This is a genomic window from uncultured Zhongshania sp. (assembly GCF_963975605.1).
Lineage (GTDB): Bacteria > Pseudomonadota > Gammaproteobacteria > Pseudomonadales > Spongiibacteraceae > Spongiibacter > Spongiibacter aquimaris.
The window spans coordinates 107,394-124,753 of the sequence record NZ_CAXBHN010000002.1 but is presented as its reverse complement, the minus strand read 5'-3'; the positions used below and the strand labels follow the sequence as shown (position 1 = coordinate 124,753).

The window sequence follows — 17,360 nt, the reverse complement described above, 5'->3', positions numbered from 1 at the left end:
GACGGCCTTTGTCGTTTTGCCGTATAATCCGCCAGCAGTGTGGCGCTAATTAAAGTCGATTCAGGAAGGTTCATGTCAGGTAATAGCATCGGTAAATTATTCACGGTAACCACCTTTGGTGAGAGCCACGGTCTCGCCTTAGGGGCGATTATCGACGGCTGCCCGCCAGGTATTGAGCTCTCCGAACTGGATATGCAGCTGGACTTGGATCGCCGCAAACCAGGCACCTCTCGCTATACAACTCAGCGCCGAGAGGATGACGTAGTTAAAATTCTGTCCGGTGTTTTTGAAGGAAAAACCACCGGTACCTCGATCGGTTTACTTATCGAAAACACCGACCAGCGATCAAAAGACTACGGCAAAATAAAAGATCGTTTTCGTCCCATGCACGCAGATTATACGTATCAACAAAAATACGGCGCCCGCGACTATCGCGGCGGCGGTCGCTCCTCTGCGCGGGAAACGGCAATGCGCGTGGCTGCGGGTGCGGTCGCTAAAAAATATTTGCTAACACACTGCGGAATTGAAGTGCGGGGCTATCTTTCCCAGCTCGGCCCGATCGCGGTGGAAAATGTAGATTGGAATGTGGTGGAGACCAACCCCTTCTTTTGTCCCGATGAAAGTAAAGTGGGGGAAATGGAAGAATATATGCAGAAATTGCGCAAATCCGGTGATTCTGTGGGGGCAAAATTAACCGTTGTCGCCAGCGGTATGCCAGTGGGTTTGGGTGAGCCGGTGTTCGATCGGCTGGATGCGGATATCGCTCATGCACTCATGGGCATAAATGCAGTAAAAGGTGTTGAATTGGGCGCCGGCTTTGATTGTGTTGATGCTTTAGGTAGCCTTCACCGCGACGAGCTCACGCCAGACGGTTTCACCTCTAATAACGCCGGCGGTGTGCTTGGTGGAATCTCCAGTGGCCAAGATTTGGTTGCCCATCTCGCGCTTAAACCTACCTCCAGTATTCTCGTGCCTGGCAAGACGGTAGACGTCGATGGCAATGCCGTTGAAGTCATCACCACTGGTCGTCACGACCCCTGTGTGGGTATTCGCGCGGTTCCCATTGCTGAAGCGATGGTTGCGATTGTGTTGATGGATCATTTGCTCCGCAATCGGGCTCAAAATGCCGATGTGCATTCCACAACACCAGTCATTCCCGCTGCTAACTCGTAATTAGTGTGTCTGCCTCGGTGCCGTACTGGCGCTTGTCGGGTTTCTATTTTTGCTATTTTGCATTATTGGGAACCTGGGTGCCGTACTGGGCCCTTTACCTTAAATCTCTAGGTTTTAGCTCCGAAGAAATTGGTGTTTTGTCGGCTCTGGTGATGGCGACTAAGATCGTTGCGCCGAACCTATGGGGATGGATGGCTGATAATTACGGTCACCGAAGCCGGATTATTCGCTATGGGGCTTTTTTCGGCATTGTGGCATTCAGCGGCGTGTATCTCCGCTCGGATTTTTGGTGGTTGGCCGCTGTTGTCGTGGCATACAGTTTTTTTTGGAATGCGGTGCTAGCACAGTTTGATGTGGTGACGCTTTCTCATCTCGCCGGGCGTTACGGGCGCTATAGTCGTATTCGAGTGTGGGGCTCAATCGGTTTTATCGTCGCGGTTCTAGGTGTGGGCTGGTGGTTAGATACCCATCCTATTGTTCATCTGCTCTATCTTATTAGCGCATTGCTAAGCGGTATTTGGCTTGCCAGCTTGTTGGTTTCCGAAAAGAATGGGAATCAGCGGGGGGCTCAAACCCGCGCGTCTCTCTTGATTATTCTGCGTCATCCCGCGGTGCTGGCATTTTTTGCGATCAGCTTTTTTTTGCAGCTATCCCACGGCCCGTACTACACATTCTTCAGCATTTATCTTGAGGCACAGGATTATTCAAAGTCCGCAATAGGTGTTTTGTGGTCGCTGGGCGTGATTGCCGAAGTACTCCTTTTTATCGGGATGCACCGGGTGTTGGCGGCGTTTAGCCTTCGCAATATTGTGCTGTGGAGTTTGGGCTTGTCATGCTTGCGTTGGTTGTTAATTGCTTATTTTGTCGAATACCCCGTGGTACTCATTTTTGCGCAGTGCTTGCACGCGGCCAGCTTTGGTAGTTATCACGCCGCGAGCATCGAGATTATTCGGCGGTCTTTTGTCGGTCATCAGGGCCAAGGTATGGCTTTATATAGCGGCTTAAGTTTTGGTTTAGGTGGCGCGGCTGGTGCCGTTCTGAGTGGCTGGGCTTGGGACTTAAGCGGGGTGTTGTGTTTTACCGTGGCCGCGTTTGCAGCTGCAGTCGCCTTTGCCATTGCCTGGCACTATCTTCGCTCGCCGCTATACGAACAATCTGCGATCACCGAGCATTCTTAAAATAACTAGCCGATGACGAGCAGCTTTTGTAGACTCGCTTGGAAATACTTATTTAGGTAGTGTTATGGCACAGGAATCGGTGGTTTACGGTTGTATCACAGATATGTTGTACGCGCGCAGCAAAGAGGACGTCGCTGAGCGAAGAGACAATAATCAGTTGGTGACAGCCTCTTTGCCAGCGTCGGAAGACTGGCCTTTGCTGTGTCGTGAAATGTTTTCGGCACCGCGACCCGCCATAGATTTTGGCGATTGCCAGACCGATGTGATTCATTTTGGCAGTTCCTATAAAGCAATAGAGCATGAGTGGGATGCTTGGCTGAAACAGTTTGAGAAGGTCCTTCACAAGATGTATTGGGTGACGGCAACGGTGCACCTACAAACGGCCTACAGCGGCACCCACACCTTTGTTTGGCAGGCAGAAGACGAATGTCATGTGCCGGGTCAGGGTACGGGGAAGTTGCGCTGTGAGTGGGTTAGGGAAGATTCGTTAAGCTAAGCGATACAAGTACATTAAAACGGTAATACAACGTGGCAAATCAGTATGTAAAGGCGTACAAACGCTATCGAACACCAGTGTTGGCGGTATTGGCGACAGTTATGTTGGTGTGCTCTGCGGTTTGGAGTTTCGATGTGCCTTGGCGTGATATTGCGCAGTATTTTTTACTGTGTGTGCTGGGCGTGGCGTTTATAGCGCTGCTGGCCGCAGCGCTGGTTTTTGTAATGAAAAAGATTCAAGGCTAATGGCCATTAAACTAGCTTAAAACGATATCAACACTGAGCTGTTCTGCGATGGTATCGAGGCTTTCTTCTAGCTCATCAAAATTACATCCTTGTGGCATTTCCGCGCTGACGTGGGCTTCAAATAAGGCATCGCCACTCATTGGGGCGCTGGTAATATTTGAGCTCATTTCGACAACATTGATTTGCTGTTGCTTTAGCGCGCGACTGACTTCGCGCACAATTCCCGGGCGGTCGTTACCTAAAATATGCAATTTACACAGTTTTGGCTTGGCGCCAGCTGCTGGTGCTTGGCCTGGTTGAATATTGATTGTTAAGCCTTCAATGTTAAGGCTTAGTAGTGCATTGCTGAGTTCGTCGATCTCACTTGCGGGAACGGTGACGCGGGCAATGCCAGCAAATTGGCCGGCGAGCTGGGTCATACGGCTTTCTAGCCAGTTGCCTTGGTGGTCAGCGACGATGTCGGCCAGCCGTTCAACCAGTCCTGGGCGATCCAATCCCAAAAAGGTAAAGACAAGAGAGTTGTTCACGGTGTCGTCCTTTTTATGCGTAGGTAGTGTTAGATTATAGTCTTAGCTGACGAACAGAGTAATACCATAGAAAGGCAGAGGCTTCGATATGAAAGTGATTGTGGATTTTTGCATTACCCCCTTAGGGGTTGAAACATCGCTGACGCCGTATATTGTAGAATGCCAATTAATCCTCATAGATATGGGTTTATCTCATCAACTACACGCTTATGGTACCAATATAGAGGGTGAGTGGGAGGTGGTAATGGATGCGGTGAAGCGATGTCATGTCCGCCTTCATGAAATGGGTGCGCCTAGGTTATCAAGTCAGTTAAAGATTGGAACACGATCTGATCGTGAACAAACTATTGCAGATAAAGTCGAACATGTGCGTGCTCATTTAGCCAAGTAGGCACCGTGAATGCGAGCAATTTATTAATTAAGGAAAGTAAAATGAAACGTATTTGTATGCTCGTGCTTATCCAGTCTTTGTGTATTGGAAGTGTTGTCGCGGCACCGGCGGTGAATGATTTAATGTGGGCGGAAGTGTTGGATGGTGAGCACCGCGGCGCCCAAAACCACCTCCGCGATGAGTATCGCCACCCATTGCAAACACTGCTTTTCTTTGGCGTTCAACCCTGTGACTCCGTAGTAGAGTTATGGCCCGGTGGGGGTTGGTACACCGAAATTCTTACACCGATAGTCAAAGATTGCGGCAAGCTCTACACAGCGCACTTTGCGCCAGATAGTGATGTGAGCTATTACAGCAAGTCGCGCTCTGCTTTTGAGGCCAAACTGGCGAAAGATCCCGCGGTTTATGAAAAAGTGGTGGTTACCACACTGCAGCCGCCAGAGTACCGAGATATCGCGCCAGCCGGCACAGCTGATAAGGTGCTTACCTTTCGCAATGTACACAACTGGCTTAAATCGGGCGTCGCTGAGGACGTTTTTGCCGCTGCATATAAAGCCTTAAAGCCTGGCGGTATCTTCGGTGTGGTTGAGCATCGGGCAGATCCAGATGCATCATTGCAAACCATGATAAAGAGCGGCTATGTCTCCGAAAAGCAAGTTATTGAGCTGGCGGAATCTGCTGGATTTTTACTGCTGGATAGCAGTGAAATTAATGCCAATAGCAAGGATAATCACGATCATCCGGCAGGTGTCTGGACTTTACCTCCCAGCTTGCGACTGGGCGACCAGCAGCGAGAAAAATATTTGGCGATTGGCGAAAGCGATCGAATGACCCTTAAATTTGGTAAACCTGTTCATGAGTGATTATGTTGAAATCCCCTGGCAGAAGCTGAGCGCGGATGCGTTTCAAGGCCTGCTAGAGGAAATGGTGACGCGGGACGGCACTGATTACGGCGAGACAGAAATAAGCCAGGAGGAAAAAATAAGCCAACTTCGCATGGCCTTGGAAAACAACAAGGCTATTATTGTGTTTAGTCCAGACACTGAAAGTTGGAGCGTTATTGCTAAGGACTAACGACATAAACGCAGCGAACAGCCGTGTTGTGCGCAACAACGATGACAATTTTGGAGTTTAAGTTTGGCTATAGTGGCAGATCACACACTTGATACCTGCGGGCTTTTTTGCCCGGAACCGGTCATGTTGTTGCACAATAAAATTCGCGATATTTCCTCTGGCGATGTTCTTGAAATAGTTGCCACTGACCCCGCCACGACGCGGGATATTCCCAAGTTCTGCACCTTCCTCGGCCATGAATTACTGTCGCAAGAAGAAGGCCCCGGCAACTATCGTTATTTCGTTAAAAAAGCTTAAACGCATGCACTTAGGTTAATAATTGCTGAAGTGCTCGCGTTGCAATTTGTCCTCCTGCTTTAATTTGATTGGCAATGTGGTATTGAAAAAAGTATCGAAAGTTTCCCTCGCGCTGAACCGGATAAAGGCACTCGTCACTCGGAAGTACTGGCGATTCTCGGGCAAGACTTAAGTCTGCCACAAGTGCCTCTAATTTCCCGTCGCTATGCAATCGCCAGCTGATCACAGGTTCTAGTAAAAACTGTTTGTCGTCACTCAATAATGCCGCGTGGCTGCCTATAAGATCAGGGATTTCCTGCACAATGTGCATACCACTTTGTTGTGGGTACTCACACATCGCATCTAATGCTGCAGCGTGATGGGGTGGAATGTCACTAAAATGACGAGAGCTGCGCGGGTCGTAATAGCCACGGGTTTGACCAGATTCAGGGTCTTTAAGGTCTATGCAACGAACAATACCGCTTAGCCAGGGTAAGATCGCGACATCTTGTCCGTTTGCCAAGCGCGCCCAAGCTAGAATTTTCACCGCATAGAGCTTGTCACGACTCAATGCGTGGTGGGCGTAGAGCAAACAGAGGCCCTCGTACTCTGGGGAAATCCGAAGGATTCGATGCTGCTCTGTGCGTGAAGAACGCAGAGGAAAGGGGATTATCTTCGCGGACGAAGGTTTACCGGGGTTACGTGGAGCCATATATCATTCCTCACGTAGCGGGCGGTACATGCCAGCGGATTTTGTGAGGTGTGCACCTTGCACAAAACCTTTCAAGGAAAACCTCGAATGATTACCGATATGAACTAAACTCGGTCGCTGCGATGTCCCTTTCTGCTAAAATTACTCTCTGTTTATTGATTTGCCAAGTGTTTGATCATGACTTCTTGCTATTTTGCCTATGGCTCCAATATGAATCCCGCCAGAATGAAGGCCCGCGGCTTACGCTTTTTGACGGCGGAAGCTGCGTCGCTGCGGGGGTTTAAATTGGTTTTCAACAAACAATCTCACTGCAAGCCGAGTGTCGCCTATGCCAACGTGCAGCAGGCAGGTAAATGCCATGTCGAGGGCGTTTTATATACATTAGCCAGTATCGATGAATTGCGCTTAATGGATCATTTTGAGGGTACGCCGGTACGTTACAGCCGAGAGTGCATGCACGTTCACACAAGTTCTGGTCAGCGTGCGACGTGGATTTACCTTGCCAACCCAGCTTATATCAACAATGCACTATTGCCGGAGAGTAGTTATCTCGCCCATTTATTGGCGGGGCGCGAGTTTTTGTCCAGTGAATACATCGACATATTGACCGGCCACGAGAGCGTATACTCTGAGCCTCTTCTCGGCGAGCAGGGCTTGTTGCGCAATGCCTGACGCCAACTTAGCACCGGAATACATTTCTACAGATGCGGACCTTATCTGTTCGGTATTTGAGTCTTGTTTTTGGGCGTCGGATCGAACGCGCTTGCGTGGCGGGGGTGAGGAGCCCTTATATCGACCTGCAGATGAGCAGATCGATTACCACCAGATTATTTTCCGCTCAGATTACGCGGCAAGCGCATTGCACGAGGCTGCGCACTGGTGTATTGCAGGCGAGCAAAGAAGATTGCTGCTTGACTACGGATATTGGTACGAGCCTGACGGTAGAGGCGTAGAGCAGCAGCGGACGTTTGAAGCGGTAGAGGCTAAACCCCAAGCTTTGGAATGGATGTTCAGTGTTGCGGCGGGCCGTCAGTTTAGAGTCAGCATCGACAATTTAGATGGCGGCGCCATTGATCCTTTTCCTTTTCAGCTTGCGGTGTGGCAAGCGGCGCATCGTTATCGGGTGTTTGGACTTCCGCGGCGGGCAGCGCTGTTTTGCCAGGCATTGCAAGCGCACTTCAGAACAGGCTTCTATGCGAACGCCGACAACTATTTAATTGGTAAAATAATATGCAATTAAATCAGTGAATTATGTATGTTTATTAATTCTTATTATAGATTTGTGTTTGAGCTAACCTGGGAGTTATAGAACGATTGAAGATATTGGTTGACGAAAATATTCCCGCGGCTGTGGCGTGTTTTTCCCAGTTTGGCGAAGTGCAGCAGGTCAATGGCAGGCAATTAACGAGGGACAGCATTGGCGATGCGGAGGTGTTAATTGTTCGTTCCGTCACCAAGGTTAACGAGAATCTTCTAGCGGGTAGCGGCGTTCATTTTGTCGGTTCAACCACCATCGGTACAGACCATCTCGATCTAAGCTATTTACACGCCAATGATATTCACTACTGTAATGCCCCCGGTTCAAATGCAGAATCGGTTGTGGACTACGTTCTCAGCGTAATATGCCGTATCGATAATATACTGGACCGTCTACTCGCGGGAGCAACTGTGGGCATTGTCGGTTACGGTAATGTCGGCCGTCGTTTGGGCCGTCGTTTAAGTGCTTTGGGTATAACGTGCCGTGCCTATGACCCACTATTAGATCAAAGTCAGTTCCCTGAACTATGTAGTTTAGAGGAGGTGATTGACAGTGATTTGTTGTGTCTGCATGCGCCATTAACCCGCGATGGTCCCTTTCCAAGCTACCATATGATGAGCGCAGACCAGCTGTGTGCGATGCCTAAGAATGCGGTGTTGCTCAATGCTGGGCGGGGAGAGGTCGTGGCGACCGAGGCTTTGCAGGAACTTATTGCGCGACGGCCAGATATTCAGTTGGCCCTTGATGTTTGGGAGGGGGAGCCTGATTTCCCTGTCGCCCTAGCTTCGGCTTGCCGCATCGCAACGCCACATATTGCCGGTTATAGCGCCGATGGCAAGTTAACGGGACTAAACATGGTCGCGTTAGAATTGGCGACGTTTTTGGGCGTGGAATTGACGTCTTTTGATAAGCCTGATTATATCGCTCACGCTGCTCCCATATGCTGTGACGGAAACGACGTAGCTGATTTCATTCGTCGCACGGTTGCCTCTGTCTATGACGTTGAGGAAGATAATCTGCGCTTTCGCGCAATCATTCAGTCATCTGCACGGGGAGAAGCGTTCGATCTCTTACGCAAATCCTACCCTGTTCGCAGAGAGCTTGCGTTTAGTGATCTCACAGTCGGCGATGCTAAATTCTTATCGCTGCTAAACGCTCTGCAGAGCGGTAAGTGAACATCTTTGTAACGTGTCTATTGGACAAATTAGCGGTGATTTAACGGGGTTTTGAAGGTTTAATGTTTAAACTTGGGATTGTGGTTAACCCCTTTGCGGGCCTTGGCGGCCCCATGGCAATGAAGGGAAGCGACGGACTGGATCTGTCTCGTGTTCACGCCGATGACTTGGGCCGATCTGCGGCGCGAGCTTTGCGATGCTTGGAAAGAATAGCTGAGAGTGGCATTGAAGAGTTGACCGTGTATGGCTTTGCCGGTTTGATGTCCGCCCAAAGCGCAGCGAATGATGTTCTCCGTATTGCCGGACTTCCCTTTATTTCCGTCGGCCAGCCTGCTGATCCTAATCTGACGACTCAAGTCGACACCCGGGAAGCGGCGCAAGCTATAGTGAAAGCCGGAGTTGATTTGCTGTTATTTGTCGGTGGTGACGGCACCGCTCGTGACATATTTACTGCGGTAGGTACGCGTATTCCCTGCCTTGGTGTGCCCGCGGGAGTGAAAATGCATTCCGGCGTTTATGCCGTGAGTCCGGAGAGTGCGGCAGATATTGTCGTTGCGCTGATCACCGGCAAATTGGTTGAAGTTACCCAGCAAGAGGTCAGGGATATTGATGAAGAGGCGTTTAGGGCGGGCACGGTGCGTTCTAAATACTTTGGCGAACTGACTGTGCCGAGTATCGGCGGATTTTTACAGCATGTAAAAGCGGGCGGTCGCGAACAAAAAGAGTTGGTGCTAGCGGATATTGCCGATCATATTATCGAAGAAATGGACCCCGAATCGCTTTATGTCGTCGGTCCCGGCAGTACTACCGCCGCGATTATGGCGCAGCTCGGTCTAGACAATACCTTGCTGGGTGTAGACCTCATCGCCAATTTTGAGCTGCAGGCCAGCGATGTTAATGCAGAGTTATTAATGCAGGCTATCACTGACCACCAAGGGCCAGTTAAAGCGGTAATTACCGCTATCGGCGGGCAAGGTCATATTCTTGGGCGCGGAAACCAGCAACTAACGCCGGCGATAATTAGGCGAATCGGTAGAGACAACTTCATTATTGTCGCAACGAAAACCAAGATTACCGAGCTAAACGGGCGCCCATTATTAGTTGATAGCAATGACCCAGACGTAGACCGAGAGTGGCAGGGTTTTATTAAAGTGGTGACCGGTTATCGGGATAGTGTGATGTATCGAGTCAGTGCCAGCGGTGAGTGAGTTTACGCGTTTCACCGATATTTCTGGTTTCACTGATTGGGCGTTAACGTCAGAAAAGGGCGCTCGGCGGCTGTTTCACGGTCGTGGCCAATGTTTTGTCGGCTTCGAATATTTCACCGTAGATTACTTTCAGCCAATACTTTGGATTGTCTTATATCGACAGCCGGATGAGGTGTTCTGGGCAGAATTTTGCGAAGCTTTAAAAGCTCGCTATAGTGCTTGCTGCGACGCAGCGGTGGTTCAACGGCGTTACGAAAAGACCGCGCCGATCCATTGTCTATGGGGCAAATGTCCAGAAAGGATATTTGCAGAAGAGGGTGATTGCAGATTTAAACTTGACTTAAGTAGCAAGCAAAATATCGGCTACTTTATGGACATGCAACCCGCTAGACAGTGGCTTGCTGAGCGGGCGGAAGGAAAGCGCATACTTAACCTGTTTTCATACACCTGCGCCTTTTCCGTCGCCGCTGAACAGGCTGGCGCGACTAGCATTGTTAATATCGATACCAGCAGACCCGCGTTGCGGCAGGGACGCGAGAATCATCTACTGAATCCTTCATCTAAGGAGTCTGCGGATATAACCTATCTCAGTCACGATATTCTTAAATCCTGGGGTCGATTAAAAAAAATGGGGCCCTTCGATATTGTGATATGCGATCCCCCGTCGCGCCAACTAGGTAGCTTCGATGCCGTCAAAGACTATCGAAAATTGGTGCGCCAATTTCCGGCACTGCTGGCAGAGGGCGGTGACGTCTTAGTTTGTTTAAATGCGCCCTATCTGGGGCAGGGCTTTCTGCAAGACTTGATGGCTGAGGATTGTTCCGCGGCCGAGTTTATCTCTCGCCTTGAGGGGCGGCCAGATTTTCCGGAAGCGGATAGTGATGCGGCCTTGAAAGTGTTGCTTTACCGGCTTTAATAATGCTCGATATTTTAGCTGTTTGATTCTGCTAAACGCGGAAAAGCGGATAAAAACCGCGAATGTTTGTCGAATTTTAATTGGCTATTCGACTATAGGTTGGCACGGTGTATACGGGAACGACCATACTGCACTGAACTCTTAACACCTTTGAGAAGGCAATAACGTATGAAGATAAATACCATAAACTGCCTGGCTTTGATCACTGTCGTTTTCACACTAGCTGCATGTGGACCGATGGCTGAGGATCAGACTACAGTGGCTATTGAACCCTTTGCAACTGAAGCGCCCGCCGGGGCTTATCACGTTGATCCTAGCCATGCTGATTTGTCGTTTCGTGTTAATCATTTGGGGTTTTCTTGGTATACAGCGCGCTTTACAAACTTCTCTGCTGATCTTCATTTTGATCCGCTTAAACCAGCAGAAATGAACGTCGTTGCCACCATTGATCCGCGTTCGCTGGTGTTGCCATCACCACCGGAAGATTTCCTCGATACCCTGTTGGGGACCCAATGGCTAGATGCGGCTCAGTTTCCAGAGATTAAATTCAGTTCGACACGGGTTGAGCCCACGGGGAAAAACTCGGTGCGGATTACTGGGGATTTAAGCTTACACGGGGTTCGCAAACCAGTTGTGCTCAATGCGGTCTTTAATGGTGGCTACGCTGGTCATCCCTTAGATCCACATGGGCGGATTGGCTTTTCGGCACGGGGGAGTTTTAAGCGATCTGATTTCGGCATTTCCTACGGTATTCCAGAGCCAGGATCGACGATGGGGGTAGGCGATAGCATTGAGGTGATAATCGAGGCTGAATTTACCGGACCGCCACTCACGCAATGAAGCGAGGGAAGAGCACCGCAGCGTAAACCGGCTGCGGTGCTTGGATAAGCGAGCTAGGCTTGTTTGCTTAGTAAAAGCTGCTTGCGATAGGACGCTAAGAAATTCGCAAAGCGCTCTATTGCGTCGGCGAGATCAAGCTTATTTGGCAAGAATACGATTCTAAGATGGTCTGGTTCATGCCAATTAAAGCCACTGCCTTGCACCAAGAGTATTTTTTCTTGATTCAGCAAGTCTAAAACCAATTGTTCGTCGTCGCGCACAGGATACACTTGGGGATCGAGGCGGGGGAACATATAGATCGCGCCGGCAGGCTTTGTGCAGCTGACACCGGGGATTTCATTTAGCATTTTGTGCGCAAGATCCCGTTGCTCCAGCAGACGTCCGCCGGGCAGGATTAGCTCGTTAATACTTTGGTAGCCGCCTAGCGCCGTTTGGATGGCATGTTGAGCCGGTACGTTGGCGCATAAACGCATAGAGGACAGTATATTCAGCCCCTCAATGTAATCGGTGGCGCGATCTTTCGCGCCGGAGACTATTAGCCAGCCGCTGCGGAAGCCCGCTAGTCGGTAGGCTTTAGATAGCCCGTTGAAAGTAAGGCAGAGAATGTCAGCTTTTAAACTGCCAATGGGAATATGCACTGCATCGTCATACAAAATCTTGCTGTAAATTTCATCGGCGAACACCACAAGGTTGTGCGCTTCGGCGATCGCAACGAGTTGCTCCAACATTTCGCGGCTGTAAACGGCGCCTGTTGGATTGTTTGGATTAATGATGACAATCGCTTTGGTATTGGGTGTGATCTTACTCACGATATCTTCAATAGACGGCTGCCAGCCATTATCTTCATCGCATAGATAGTGCACTGGGGTTGCGCCAGATAGGGACACAACAGCGGTCCATAATGGGTAGTCGGGGGCAGGTATAAGTACCTCGTCACCTTGATTTAGCAGCGCTTGGGTTGCCATGCTGATCAGTTCGCTGGCGCCGTTACCAAGGTAAATGTCGTTAACACCGACGCCGGGAATACCAATTTTCTGGCATTCCTGCATAACCGCTTTGCGTGCGCTGTATAGGCCTTTTGAATCGCTGTAGCCCTCGCTGTCTGGCAGCATGCGAATCACGTCTTGAATGATTTCGTCCGGCGCATTAAAGCCAAAAGGCGCAGGGTTACCAATATTCAACTTCAGAATACGGTGGCCTTCTTCTTCTAATTCATTGGCGCGTTGTAGTACCGGCCCACGAATTTCATAGCAGACGTTGTTTAGTTTTTTAGATTTTAAATGCTGGCCCATGTCCTGCCTTCTTATACCGGCAGCGTGCCGGAGTTTTTGTGTTCAGCTAGCAAAGTCTTATTGCGAACTGTGTTAATCATCTTGTGTGTCATTTAAAGCGGTATACACTAAGGTCACTTATGGACTTTAAATGGCGTAGCAAACAAGTATACGTGTTCAAAGGTGGCTAGGTGGAGAGGTATTCGTGGAAAAAGTAGTGAAATCTGAGCAAGAATGGCGGGAACTTCTAACAGACGACGAGTTTTACGTGTGTCGACAGAAGGGTACGGAGCGTGCTTTTACCGGTGAGTATTACAATGAAAAATCGACTGGTAATTATGTGTGTCGCTGTTGCGGGCAAGCCTTGTTTGAATCGGCCACGAAATATGATTCCGGTTCTGGTTGGCCTAGTTTTTACAAGCCTGTCGACGAAGAGGTCGTGGGGGTAAACCGCGATGTGAGCCACGGCATGGTTCGTGAAGAAGTGGTGTGCGCGCGCTGTGAGGCGCATTTAGGCCATGTTTTCCCGGATGGGCCTGAACCGACGGGATTGCGTTACTGTATCAACTCCCTTTCTTTGCGATTAGATGAGTCAACTGATTGAATTGTGGCCAATTTGGCTGTTAAGTAGTCGATTTATAGGGTTTTTTTGCTTTTTTGCGATTAACTGTAAAAAGCGACTTGACGGCGGGGCCTAAGGTTTCTAGAATTCGCGCCACTTTCAGACGTCAAGTGACTCGGAGTCTGGAAGGTTTGCGGCGTCCCCTTCGTCTAGTGGCCTAGGACACTGCCCTTTCACGGCAGTAACAGGGGTTCGAGTCCCCTAGGGGACGCCATTATTCCGCGATGTCGGCATCGCCGGCGACGCTAAAAGAGAAGCAGAAATGCTTCTCTTTTTTTTTGTTGTTTTTCCTCTATTTAGTGCCAAAATGGCCTTGACGGGGTGGGGGAGTCACTCTAAAATTGCGCCCTCTTTCAGGGACAGCAGTATCGCTCTGAAAGGCTCGCGGCGTCCCCTTCGTCTAGTGGCCTAGGACACTGCCCTTTCACGGCAGTAACAGGGGTTCGAGTCCCCTAGGGGACGCCAATTTCTACGTTACAGCGCGTAGAATAATGTCAGCAAAATGCCTGCCACGGCGCTGTTGACAGCTTAAAGAAAACTTTTTACTATGCGCCGGTCTTTAAAGAGGGGCAAAAAAGCGTTTCTTATCAAGGCTGTACGGTTATTTATTTGCTTGAGGTAAATACTAAAACCGGAATTTGCGGGAATAGCTCAGTTGGTAGAGCGCAACCTTGCCAAGGTTGAGGTCGGGAGTTCGAGCCTCCTTTCCCGCTCCAAATTTTAAAAAAGCGAAGCTTGTGCTTCGCTTTTTTTTCGTCTGCTATTTTAATCAGTGCATATTGAAAACTTGGGCGCGAAGGTTTCTATAGCAGCCATTGGCTTCGCTGTTGCAGAGCTCATAATAGCGCTCTTCTAAATCTTGGTATTTTTGTATTTCCTCGTCGCCCAAGTAGTGCAGGCAGTCACCGCCAAAAAACCATAGCAAGTCGCGGTGCAGCTGCGGTGTTATATCCGGATAGTGACTGACGATTCGAGTGATAATTTGCTGGCCGATGAGTGCATAATCATCTCCCGCAGAAAGGCTAGCATCAAGCTGTGTAAATAAACTCAACAATTCCTCGTTGCTTTCGTCGCTGTGCGAGGGGTGGTTTGGCACTGCCTTTAGGCATAGCGCCTTAAGTGCATCATTTAGCTGGTGGTAATACTCTAAACGCGTCGTCACTGTGTCTCCATTTGGCGTAGATTTCATACTTAGGTGTATTCCACTTCGTGGCCGTGGCAAAATAGACGGCTTTCATTTTCAATTTACCGTCGGTAGTAACAAGTCAGTTCGGGTGTCTTGCAAAAAATGAAGCTATAAGCCTCGATTTTTGCTGCAAAGTTCCAAAAGATCTCGCCGCCGAAGTGCTTGAATACATTTAGCTATCAATAATTTTAGGCGAATACTATGGCAATTGCCCTGCAAATTAAAGGATTGCGTAAAGTTTACGACAATGGCTTTGAAGCACTAAAAGGTATTGATTTAGAAGTAAAAGAAGGCGATTTTTTCGCGTTGCTCGGCCCCAACGGCGCGGGAAAGTCGACAACAATAGGTATCGTGTCCTCACTGGTAAAAAAAACGACAGGGGATGTGCACGTCTTCGGACACTCCATTCAGACTGATTTGGCCGCAGCCAAACGCGAGATCGGAGTTGTTCCGCAAGAGTTTAACTTTTCTAACTTTGAATCGGTCTGGGATATTGTCGTAAATCAGGCGGGTTACTACGGGTTAAACAGGGCGACTGCGGGCGAGCGCGCCGAGAAGTATCTAAAAAAGCTCGGGCTCTGGGATAAGCGCGATGTCGCGTCGCGGATGCTGTCTGGTGGTATGAAAAGGCGGCTAATGATAGCGCGAGCGCTCATTCATGAACCGCGCTTATTGATTCTTGATGAGCCTACCGCGGGTGTCGATATTGAGTTGCGGCGCTCAATGTGGGAATTTTTAACCGAGATCAATCGCAGCGGTACAACGATTATTCTCACTACCCACTATTTAGAAGAAGCGGAAAGTCTCTGTCGCCATATTGCGATTATTGACGGTGGTAATATCGTAGAAAACACCAGCATGAAGGCGCTGCTAAAACAGCTTCAGAAGGAAGTATTTATATTAGATACCCGCGATACTATTAGTCCCGACCTCGCTATTGAGGGCTTTGATACCCGCTATTTAGACGAGCATATGTTCGAGCTTGTGCTGAATAAAGGCAGTTCGCTCAACGACGTTTTCTCCGCTTTAGCTCAACAAAATATGGTTATCACCAGCATGCGGAACAAGGCAAATCGCTTGGAAGAGTTATTCGTGTCGCTATTAGCTGCTAAGTAAGCTTGGCGTTTTAAATTTAGGCTTGCCGGCGAAAATCGTCGACACAAAGTGGATGGAGTATTAAATGACATTAGCAGAGCAGTGGGTGGCGTTTTACACCATTGTCCGCAAAGAAATCCGCCGTTTTTTGCGTATTTGGATGCAGACCCTATTACCACCAGCGATCACCATGTCGCTGTATTTTGTCATATTTGGCGCGCTTATCGGCTCGCGAATTGGTCAGATGGGCGGCTTTAGCTATATGGAGTTTGTTGTTCCTGGTTTGATTATGATGTCGGTCATTACCAATGCCTACTCTAATGTGGTGTCTTCATTTTTTGGTGCGAAGTTTCAGCGTTTTGTGGAAGAAATTTTAGTGTCACCGATGTCAAACAACACGGTGTTGTGGGGTTTTGTTATCGGGGGCGTTGCTCGCGGTTTGCTGGTCGGCCTGATAGTAACGATGCTGTCCCTATTCTTTACCAGTTTGAACATACAGCACATCGGGGTCACTATCGCGATTGTATTAATGACCTCAATTATGTTCTCTTTGGCGGGCTTTATTAATGCGGTTTTTGCCAATAATTTTGACGATGTCTCGATCGTGCCGGTGTTTGTATTAACTCCGCTTACCTATCTTGGCGGTGTGTTTTACTCAATTGACCTACTTCCTGACTTTTGGGCAGCAGTGTCACGCTTAAACCCCATGCTTTACATTGTTAATGCCTTCCGATATGGCGTACTTGGTGTGTCTGACGTTAATGTGACTACCGCATTTTTGATGGTTGGCGGTTTCACTCTGGCTGCCTATGCCTACTGTATGTATTTGTTGTCTAGCGGTACGCGTCTGCGTCAGTAAAGAGGGCGTTAAGTGACTAAGCATAGCGGCCACGGGCCACTCGGCGAAAAGGTTAATTATCCGAGCCAATACGATCCGTCTTGCCTTCATCCCATTTTGAGGAAGCAGGGGCGGGATGGGCTGGGTATTGACGCGACGATGCCACTGCCATTCGCTGGCGTCGATATTTGGAACGCCTATGAATTATCCTGGTTAAACGAGTCGGGAAAGCCACAAGTCGCGTGTGCTGAGTTCCGTTTTCCTGCTGATAGCCCGAATATTATCGAATCAAAATCGTTTAAATTGTATTTAAACTCCTTTAATCAGAGCCGTTTTCGTGATGCCTCTGCCGTTCAGCAAACGCTGGCAGAGGATTTAAGCGCGGCTAGCGGTGCGGAAGTGCAGGCAAGTGTGTTTACCCCTGATCGGTGGGGCGAGGCCTACCAAATTGCCACGCCTGAGGGCGAATGCCTGGATGATTTAGATATAAATCCATGCTTCTACGCACCAAATGCTGAGCTGCTTGAAGTTAGTGGTGATGCAGTTTACAGCGAGATACTTTATAGCCACTTGCTGCGTTCGCGCTGCCCAGTAACGTCGCAGCCCGATTGGGCGAGTGTAGAAATCCGCTATCGCGGCACAAAAATTAATCGCGAACAGCTATTGGCCTATATTGTCTCTTTTAGGGAGCACGATGAGTTTCACGAACACTGCGTTGAGCGGATATTTAGCGATATTAGTCGGCGTTGCGTGCCAGAATTCTTAGCCGTTTACGCACGATATACACGGCGCGGGGGCTTGGATATTAACCCTTGGCGGAGTAGTGATCCTGTCTTTGATCCGGCCAATAGTCGCGGAGTTCGTCAATAGGTGCTGGCT

General features: G+C 49.2%; 22 protein-coding genes and 3 tRNA genes. 21 read left to right on the top strand and 4 right to left on the bottom strand.

Annotated elements, in window-relative coordinates; all coding sequences use genetic code 11:
• Positions 1-72: 72 nt before the first annotated feature.
• From aroC to AAC007_RS02880, 4 genes are all read left to right on the top strand, one after another.
• Positions 73-1,173, top strand: coding sequence for a chorismate synthase (gene aroC / locus AAC007_RS02895; RefSeq protein ID WP_295877570.1), 1,101 nt, complete (start codon positions 73-75; stop codon positions 1,171-1,173).
• A 5-nt stretch (positions 1,174-1,178) separates the two neighbouring features.
• Positions 1,179-2,351: an MFS transporter gene (locus AAC007_RS02890; RefSeq protein WP_339674552.1), complete on the top strand. Its 1,173-nt coding sequence runs from the start codon at positions 1,179-1,181 to the stop codon at positions 2,349-2,351.
• A gap of 64 nt (positions 2,352-2,415) precedes the next feature.
• Positions 2,416-2,847, top strand: a complete 432-nt coding sequence (locus AAC007_RS02885; RefSeq protein ID WP_295877571.1) for a hypothetical protein — start codon at positions 2,416-2,418, stop codon at positions 2,845-2,847.
• Positions 2,848-2,879: 32 nt separating this feature from the next.
• Positions 2,880-3,092, top strand: coding sequence for a hypothetical protein (locus AAC007_RS02880; protein ID WP_295877572.1), 213 nt, complete (start codon positions 2,880-2,882; stop codon positions 3,090-3,092).
• A gap of 11 nt (positions 3,093-3,103) precedes the next feature.
• On the opposite strand, the gene AAC007_RS02875 is transcribed toward AAC007_RS02880, so the two are convergent.
• On the bottom strand, positions 3,104-3,619 hold the full coding sequence (locus tag AAC007_RS02875) for an ACT domain-containing protein (RefSeq protein ID WP_295877573.1): 516 nt from the start codon (positions 3,617-3,619) through the stop codon (positions 3,104-3,106).
• Between the two features lie 88 nt (positions 3,620-3,707).
• On the opposite strand from AAC007_RS02875, the gene AAC007_RS02870 reads away from it, so the two are divergent.
• The 4 genes from AAC007_RS02870 (at position 3,708) to tusA (ending at position 5,381) form a co-directional block, all read left to right on the top strand.
• Entirely contained in the window at positions 3,708-4,010 is a 303-nt protein-coding gene (locus AAC007_RS02870) for an MTH1187 family thiamine-binding protein (RefSeq protein ID WP_295877574.1), read from the top strand.
• 41 nt (positions 4,011-4,051) lie between these two features.
• On the top strand, positions 4,052-4,873 hold the full coding sequence (locus tag AAC007_RS02865; RefSeq protein WP_295877575.1) for a methyltransferase: 822 nt from the start codon (positions 4,052-4,054) through the stop codon (positions 4,871-4,873).
• Entirely contained in the window at positions 4,866-5,084 is a 219-nt protein-coding gene (locus tag AAC007_RS02860) for a YheU family protein (protein WP_255558145.1), read from the top strand. Before AAC007_RS02865 ends, AAC007_RS02860 begins: the two co-directional genes overlap by 8 nt.
• 63 nt (positions 5,085-5,147) lie before the next feature.
• Complete coding sequence (gene tusA / locus AAC007_RS02855; RefSeq protein WP_295877576.1) at positions 5,148-5,381, top strand: sulfurtransferase TusA; 234 nt, start codon at positions 5,148-5,150, stop codon at positions 5,379-5,381.
• 10 nt (positions 5,382-5,391) lie between these two features.
• On the opposite strand, the gene AAC007_RS02850 is transcribed toward tusA, so the two are convergent.
• Positions 5,392-6,072, bottom strand: a complete 681-nt coding sequence (locus AAC007_RS02850; protein WP_339674550.1) for a hypothetical protein — start codon at positions 6,070-6,072, stop codon at positions 5,392-5,394.
• Positions 6,073-6,249: 177 nt separating this feature from the next.
• Between AAC007_RS02850 and AAC007_RS02845 the strand changes: the two genes are divergently transcribed.
• From AAC007_RS02845 to AAC007_RS02820, 6 genes are all read left to right on the top strand, one after another.
• Positions 6,250-6,744 (top strand): gamma-glutamylcyclotransferase family protein, encoded by a 495-nt coding sequence (locus tag AAC007_RS02845; protein ID WP_295877578.1) that lies wholly within the window; start codon positions 6,250-6,252, stop codon positions 6,742-6,744.
• Complete coding sequence (locus AAC007_RS02840; protein ID WP_339674549.1) at positions 6,737-7,312, top strand: elongation factor P hydroxylase; 576 nt, start codon at positions 6,737-6,739, stop codon at positions 7,310-7,312. Before AAC007_RS02845 ends, AAC007_RS02840 begins: the two co-directional genes overlap by 8 nt.
• A gap of 74 nt (positions 7,313-7,386) precedes the next feature.
• Positions 7,387-8,505, top strand: coding sequence for a 4-phosphoerythronate dehydrogenase (locus AAC007_RS02835; protein ID WP_339674548.1), 1,119 nt, complete (start codon positions 7,387-7,389; stop codon positions 8,503-8,505).
• Between the two features lie 62 nt (positions 8,506-8,567).
• Positions 8,568-9,713: an ATP-NAD kinase family protein gene (locus tag AAC007_RS02830; protein WP_339674547.1), complete on the top strand. Its 1,146-nt coding sequence runs from the start codon at positions 8,568-8,570 to the stop codon at positions 9,711-9,713.
• On the top strand, positions 9,706-10,629 hold the full coding sequence (locus AAC007_RS02825; RefSeq protein WP_339674546.1) for a class I SAM-dependent methyltransferase: 924 nt from the start codon (positions 9,706-9,708) through the stop codon (positions 10,627-10,629). The genes AAC007_RS02830 and AAC007_RS02825 overlap by 8 nt, the downstream gene beginning before the upstream one ends.
• Positions 10,630-10,887: 258 nt before the next feature.
• A complete protein-coding gene (locus AAC007_RS02820; protein WP_339674545.1) occupies positions 10,888-11,469 on the top strand; it encodes a YceI family protein in 582 nt (193 codons plus the stop codon).
• Between the two features lie 53 nt (positions 11,470-11,522).
• On the opposite strand, the gene AAC007_RS02815 is transcribed toward AAC007_RS02820, so the two are convergent.
• Entirely contained in the window at positions 11,523-12,761 is a 1,239-nt protein-coding gene (locus tag AAC007_RS02815; RefSeq protein ID WP_295877584.1) for a pyridoxal phosphate-dependent aminotransferase, read from the bottom strand.
• Between the two features lie 184 nt (positions 12,762-12,945).
• Between AAC007_RS02815 and msrB the strand changes: the two genes are divergently transcribed.
• The 4 genes from msrB (at position 12,946) to AAC007_RS02795 (ending at position 14,078) form a co-directional block, all read left to right on the top strand.
• Entirely contained in the window at positions 12,946-13,344 is a 399-nt protein-coding gene (gene msrB, locus AAC007_RS02810; protein WP_295877585.1) for a peptide-methionine (R)-S-oxide reductase MsrB, read from the top strand.
• A 156-nt stretch (positions 13,345-13,500) separates the two neighbouring features.
• Positions 13,501-13,576, top strand: a tRNA-Glu gene (locus tag AAC007_RS02805).
• Between the two features lie 175 nt (positions 13,577-13,751).
• Positions 13,752-13,827: transfer RNA gene (locus AAC007_RS02800), tRNA-Glu, on the top strand.
• Positions 13,828-14,002: 175 nt separating this feature from the next.
• Positions 14,003-14,078 (top strand) — tRNA-Gly (locus AAC007_RS02795).
• Between the two features lie 53 nt (positions 14,079-14,131).
• Here the strand turns inward: AAC007_RS02795 and AAC007_RS02790 are convergent.
• Positions 14,132-14,524, bottom strand: a complete 393-nt coding sequence (locus tag AAC007_RS02790; protein ID WP_295877586.1) for a PA2817 family protein — start codon at positions 14,522-14,524, stop codon at positions 14,132-14,134.
• A gap of 225 nt (positions 14,525-14,749) precedes the next feature.
• Between AAC007_RS02790 and AAC007_RS02785 the strand changes: the two genes are divergently transcribed.
• From AAC007_RS02785 to queF, 3 genes are all read left to right on the top strand, one after another.
• The gene (locus tag AAC007_RS02785) at positions 14,750-15,664 is read left to right on the top strand and encodes an ABC transporter ATP-binding protein (RefSeq protein WP_339674543.1); all 915 of its coding nucleotides are present in this window, start codon (positions 14,750-14,752) and stop codon (positions 15,662-15,664) included.
• 64 nt (positions 15,665-15,728) lie between these two features.
• Positions 15,729-16,502 (top strand): ABC transporter permease, encoded by a 774-nt coding sequence (locus AAC007_RS02780; protein ID WP_295877588.1) that lies wholly within the window; start codon positions 15,729-15,731, stop codon positions 16,500-16,502.
• A 12-nt stretch (positions 16,503-16,514) separates the two neighbouring features.
• The gene (gene queF / locus AAC007_RS02775) at positions 16,515-17,351 is read left to right on the top strand and encodes an NADPH-dependent 7-cyano-7-deazaguanine reductase QueF (RefSeq protein WP_339674541.1); all 837 of its coding nucleotides are present in this window, start codon (positions 16,515-16,517) and stop codon (positions 17,349-17,351) included.
• Positions 17,352-17,360 lie beyond the last annotated feature (9 nt).

Bases quoted from the DNA above. Each gene is read 5' to 3' on its own strand.
- aroC (WP_295877570.1), top strand. From the start codon at position 73: ATGTCAGGTAATAGCATCGGTAAATTATTCACGGTAACCACCTTTGGT.
- AAC007_RS02885 (WP_295877571.1), top strand. From the start codon at position 2,416: ATGGCACAGGAATCGGTGGTTTACGGTTGTATCACAGATATGTTGTAC.
- AAC007_RS02870 (WP_295877574.1), top strand. From the start codon at position 3,708: ATGAAAGTGATTGTGGATTTTTGCATTACCCCCTTAGGGGTTGAAACA.
- AAC007_RS02865 (WP_295877575.1), top strand. From the start codon at position 4,052: ATGAAACGTATTTGTATGCTCGTGCTTATCCAGTCTTTGTGTATTGGA.
- AAC007_RS02860 (WP_255558145.1), top strand. From the start codon at position 4,866: ATGAGTGATTATGTTGAAATCCCCTGGCAGAAGCTGAGCGCGGATGCG.
- AAC007_RS02850 (WP_339674550.1), bottom strand. From the start codon at position 6,072: ATGGCTCCACGTAACCCCGGTAAACCTTCGTCCGCGAAGATAATCCCC.
- AAC007_RS02845 (WP_295877578.1), top strand. From the start codon at position 6,250: ATGACTTCTTGCTATTTTGCCTATGGCTCCAATATGAATCCCGCCAGA.
- AAC007_RS02840 (WP_339674549.1), top strand. From the start codon at position 6,737: ATGCCTGACGCCAACTTAGCACCGGAATACATTTCTACAGATGCGGAC.
- AAC007_RS02830 (WP_339674547.1), top strand. From the start codon at position 8,568: ATGTTTAAACTTGGGATTGTGGTTAACCCCTTTGCGGGCCTTGGCGGC.
- AAC007_RS02815 (WP_295877584.1), bottom strand. From the start codon at position 12,761: ATGGGCCAGCATTTAAAATCTAAAAAACTAAACAACGTCTGCTATGAA.
- AAC007_RS02785 (WP_339674543.1), top strand. From the start codon at position 14,750: ATGGCAATTGCCCTGCAAATTAAAGGATTGCGTAAAGTTTACGACAAT.
- AAC007_RS02780 (WP_295877588.1), top strand. From the start codon at position 15,729: ATGACATTAGCAGAGCAGTGGGTGGCGTTTTACACCATTGTCCGCAAA.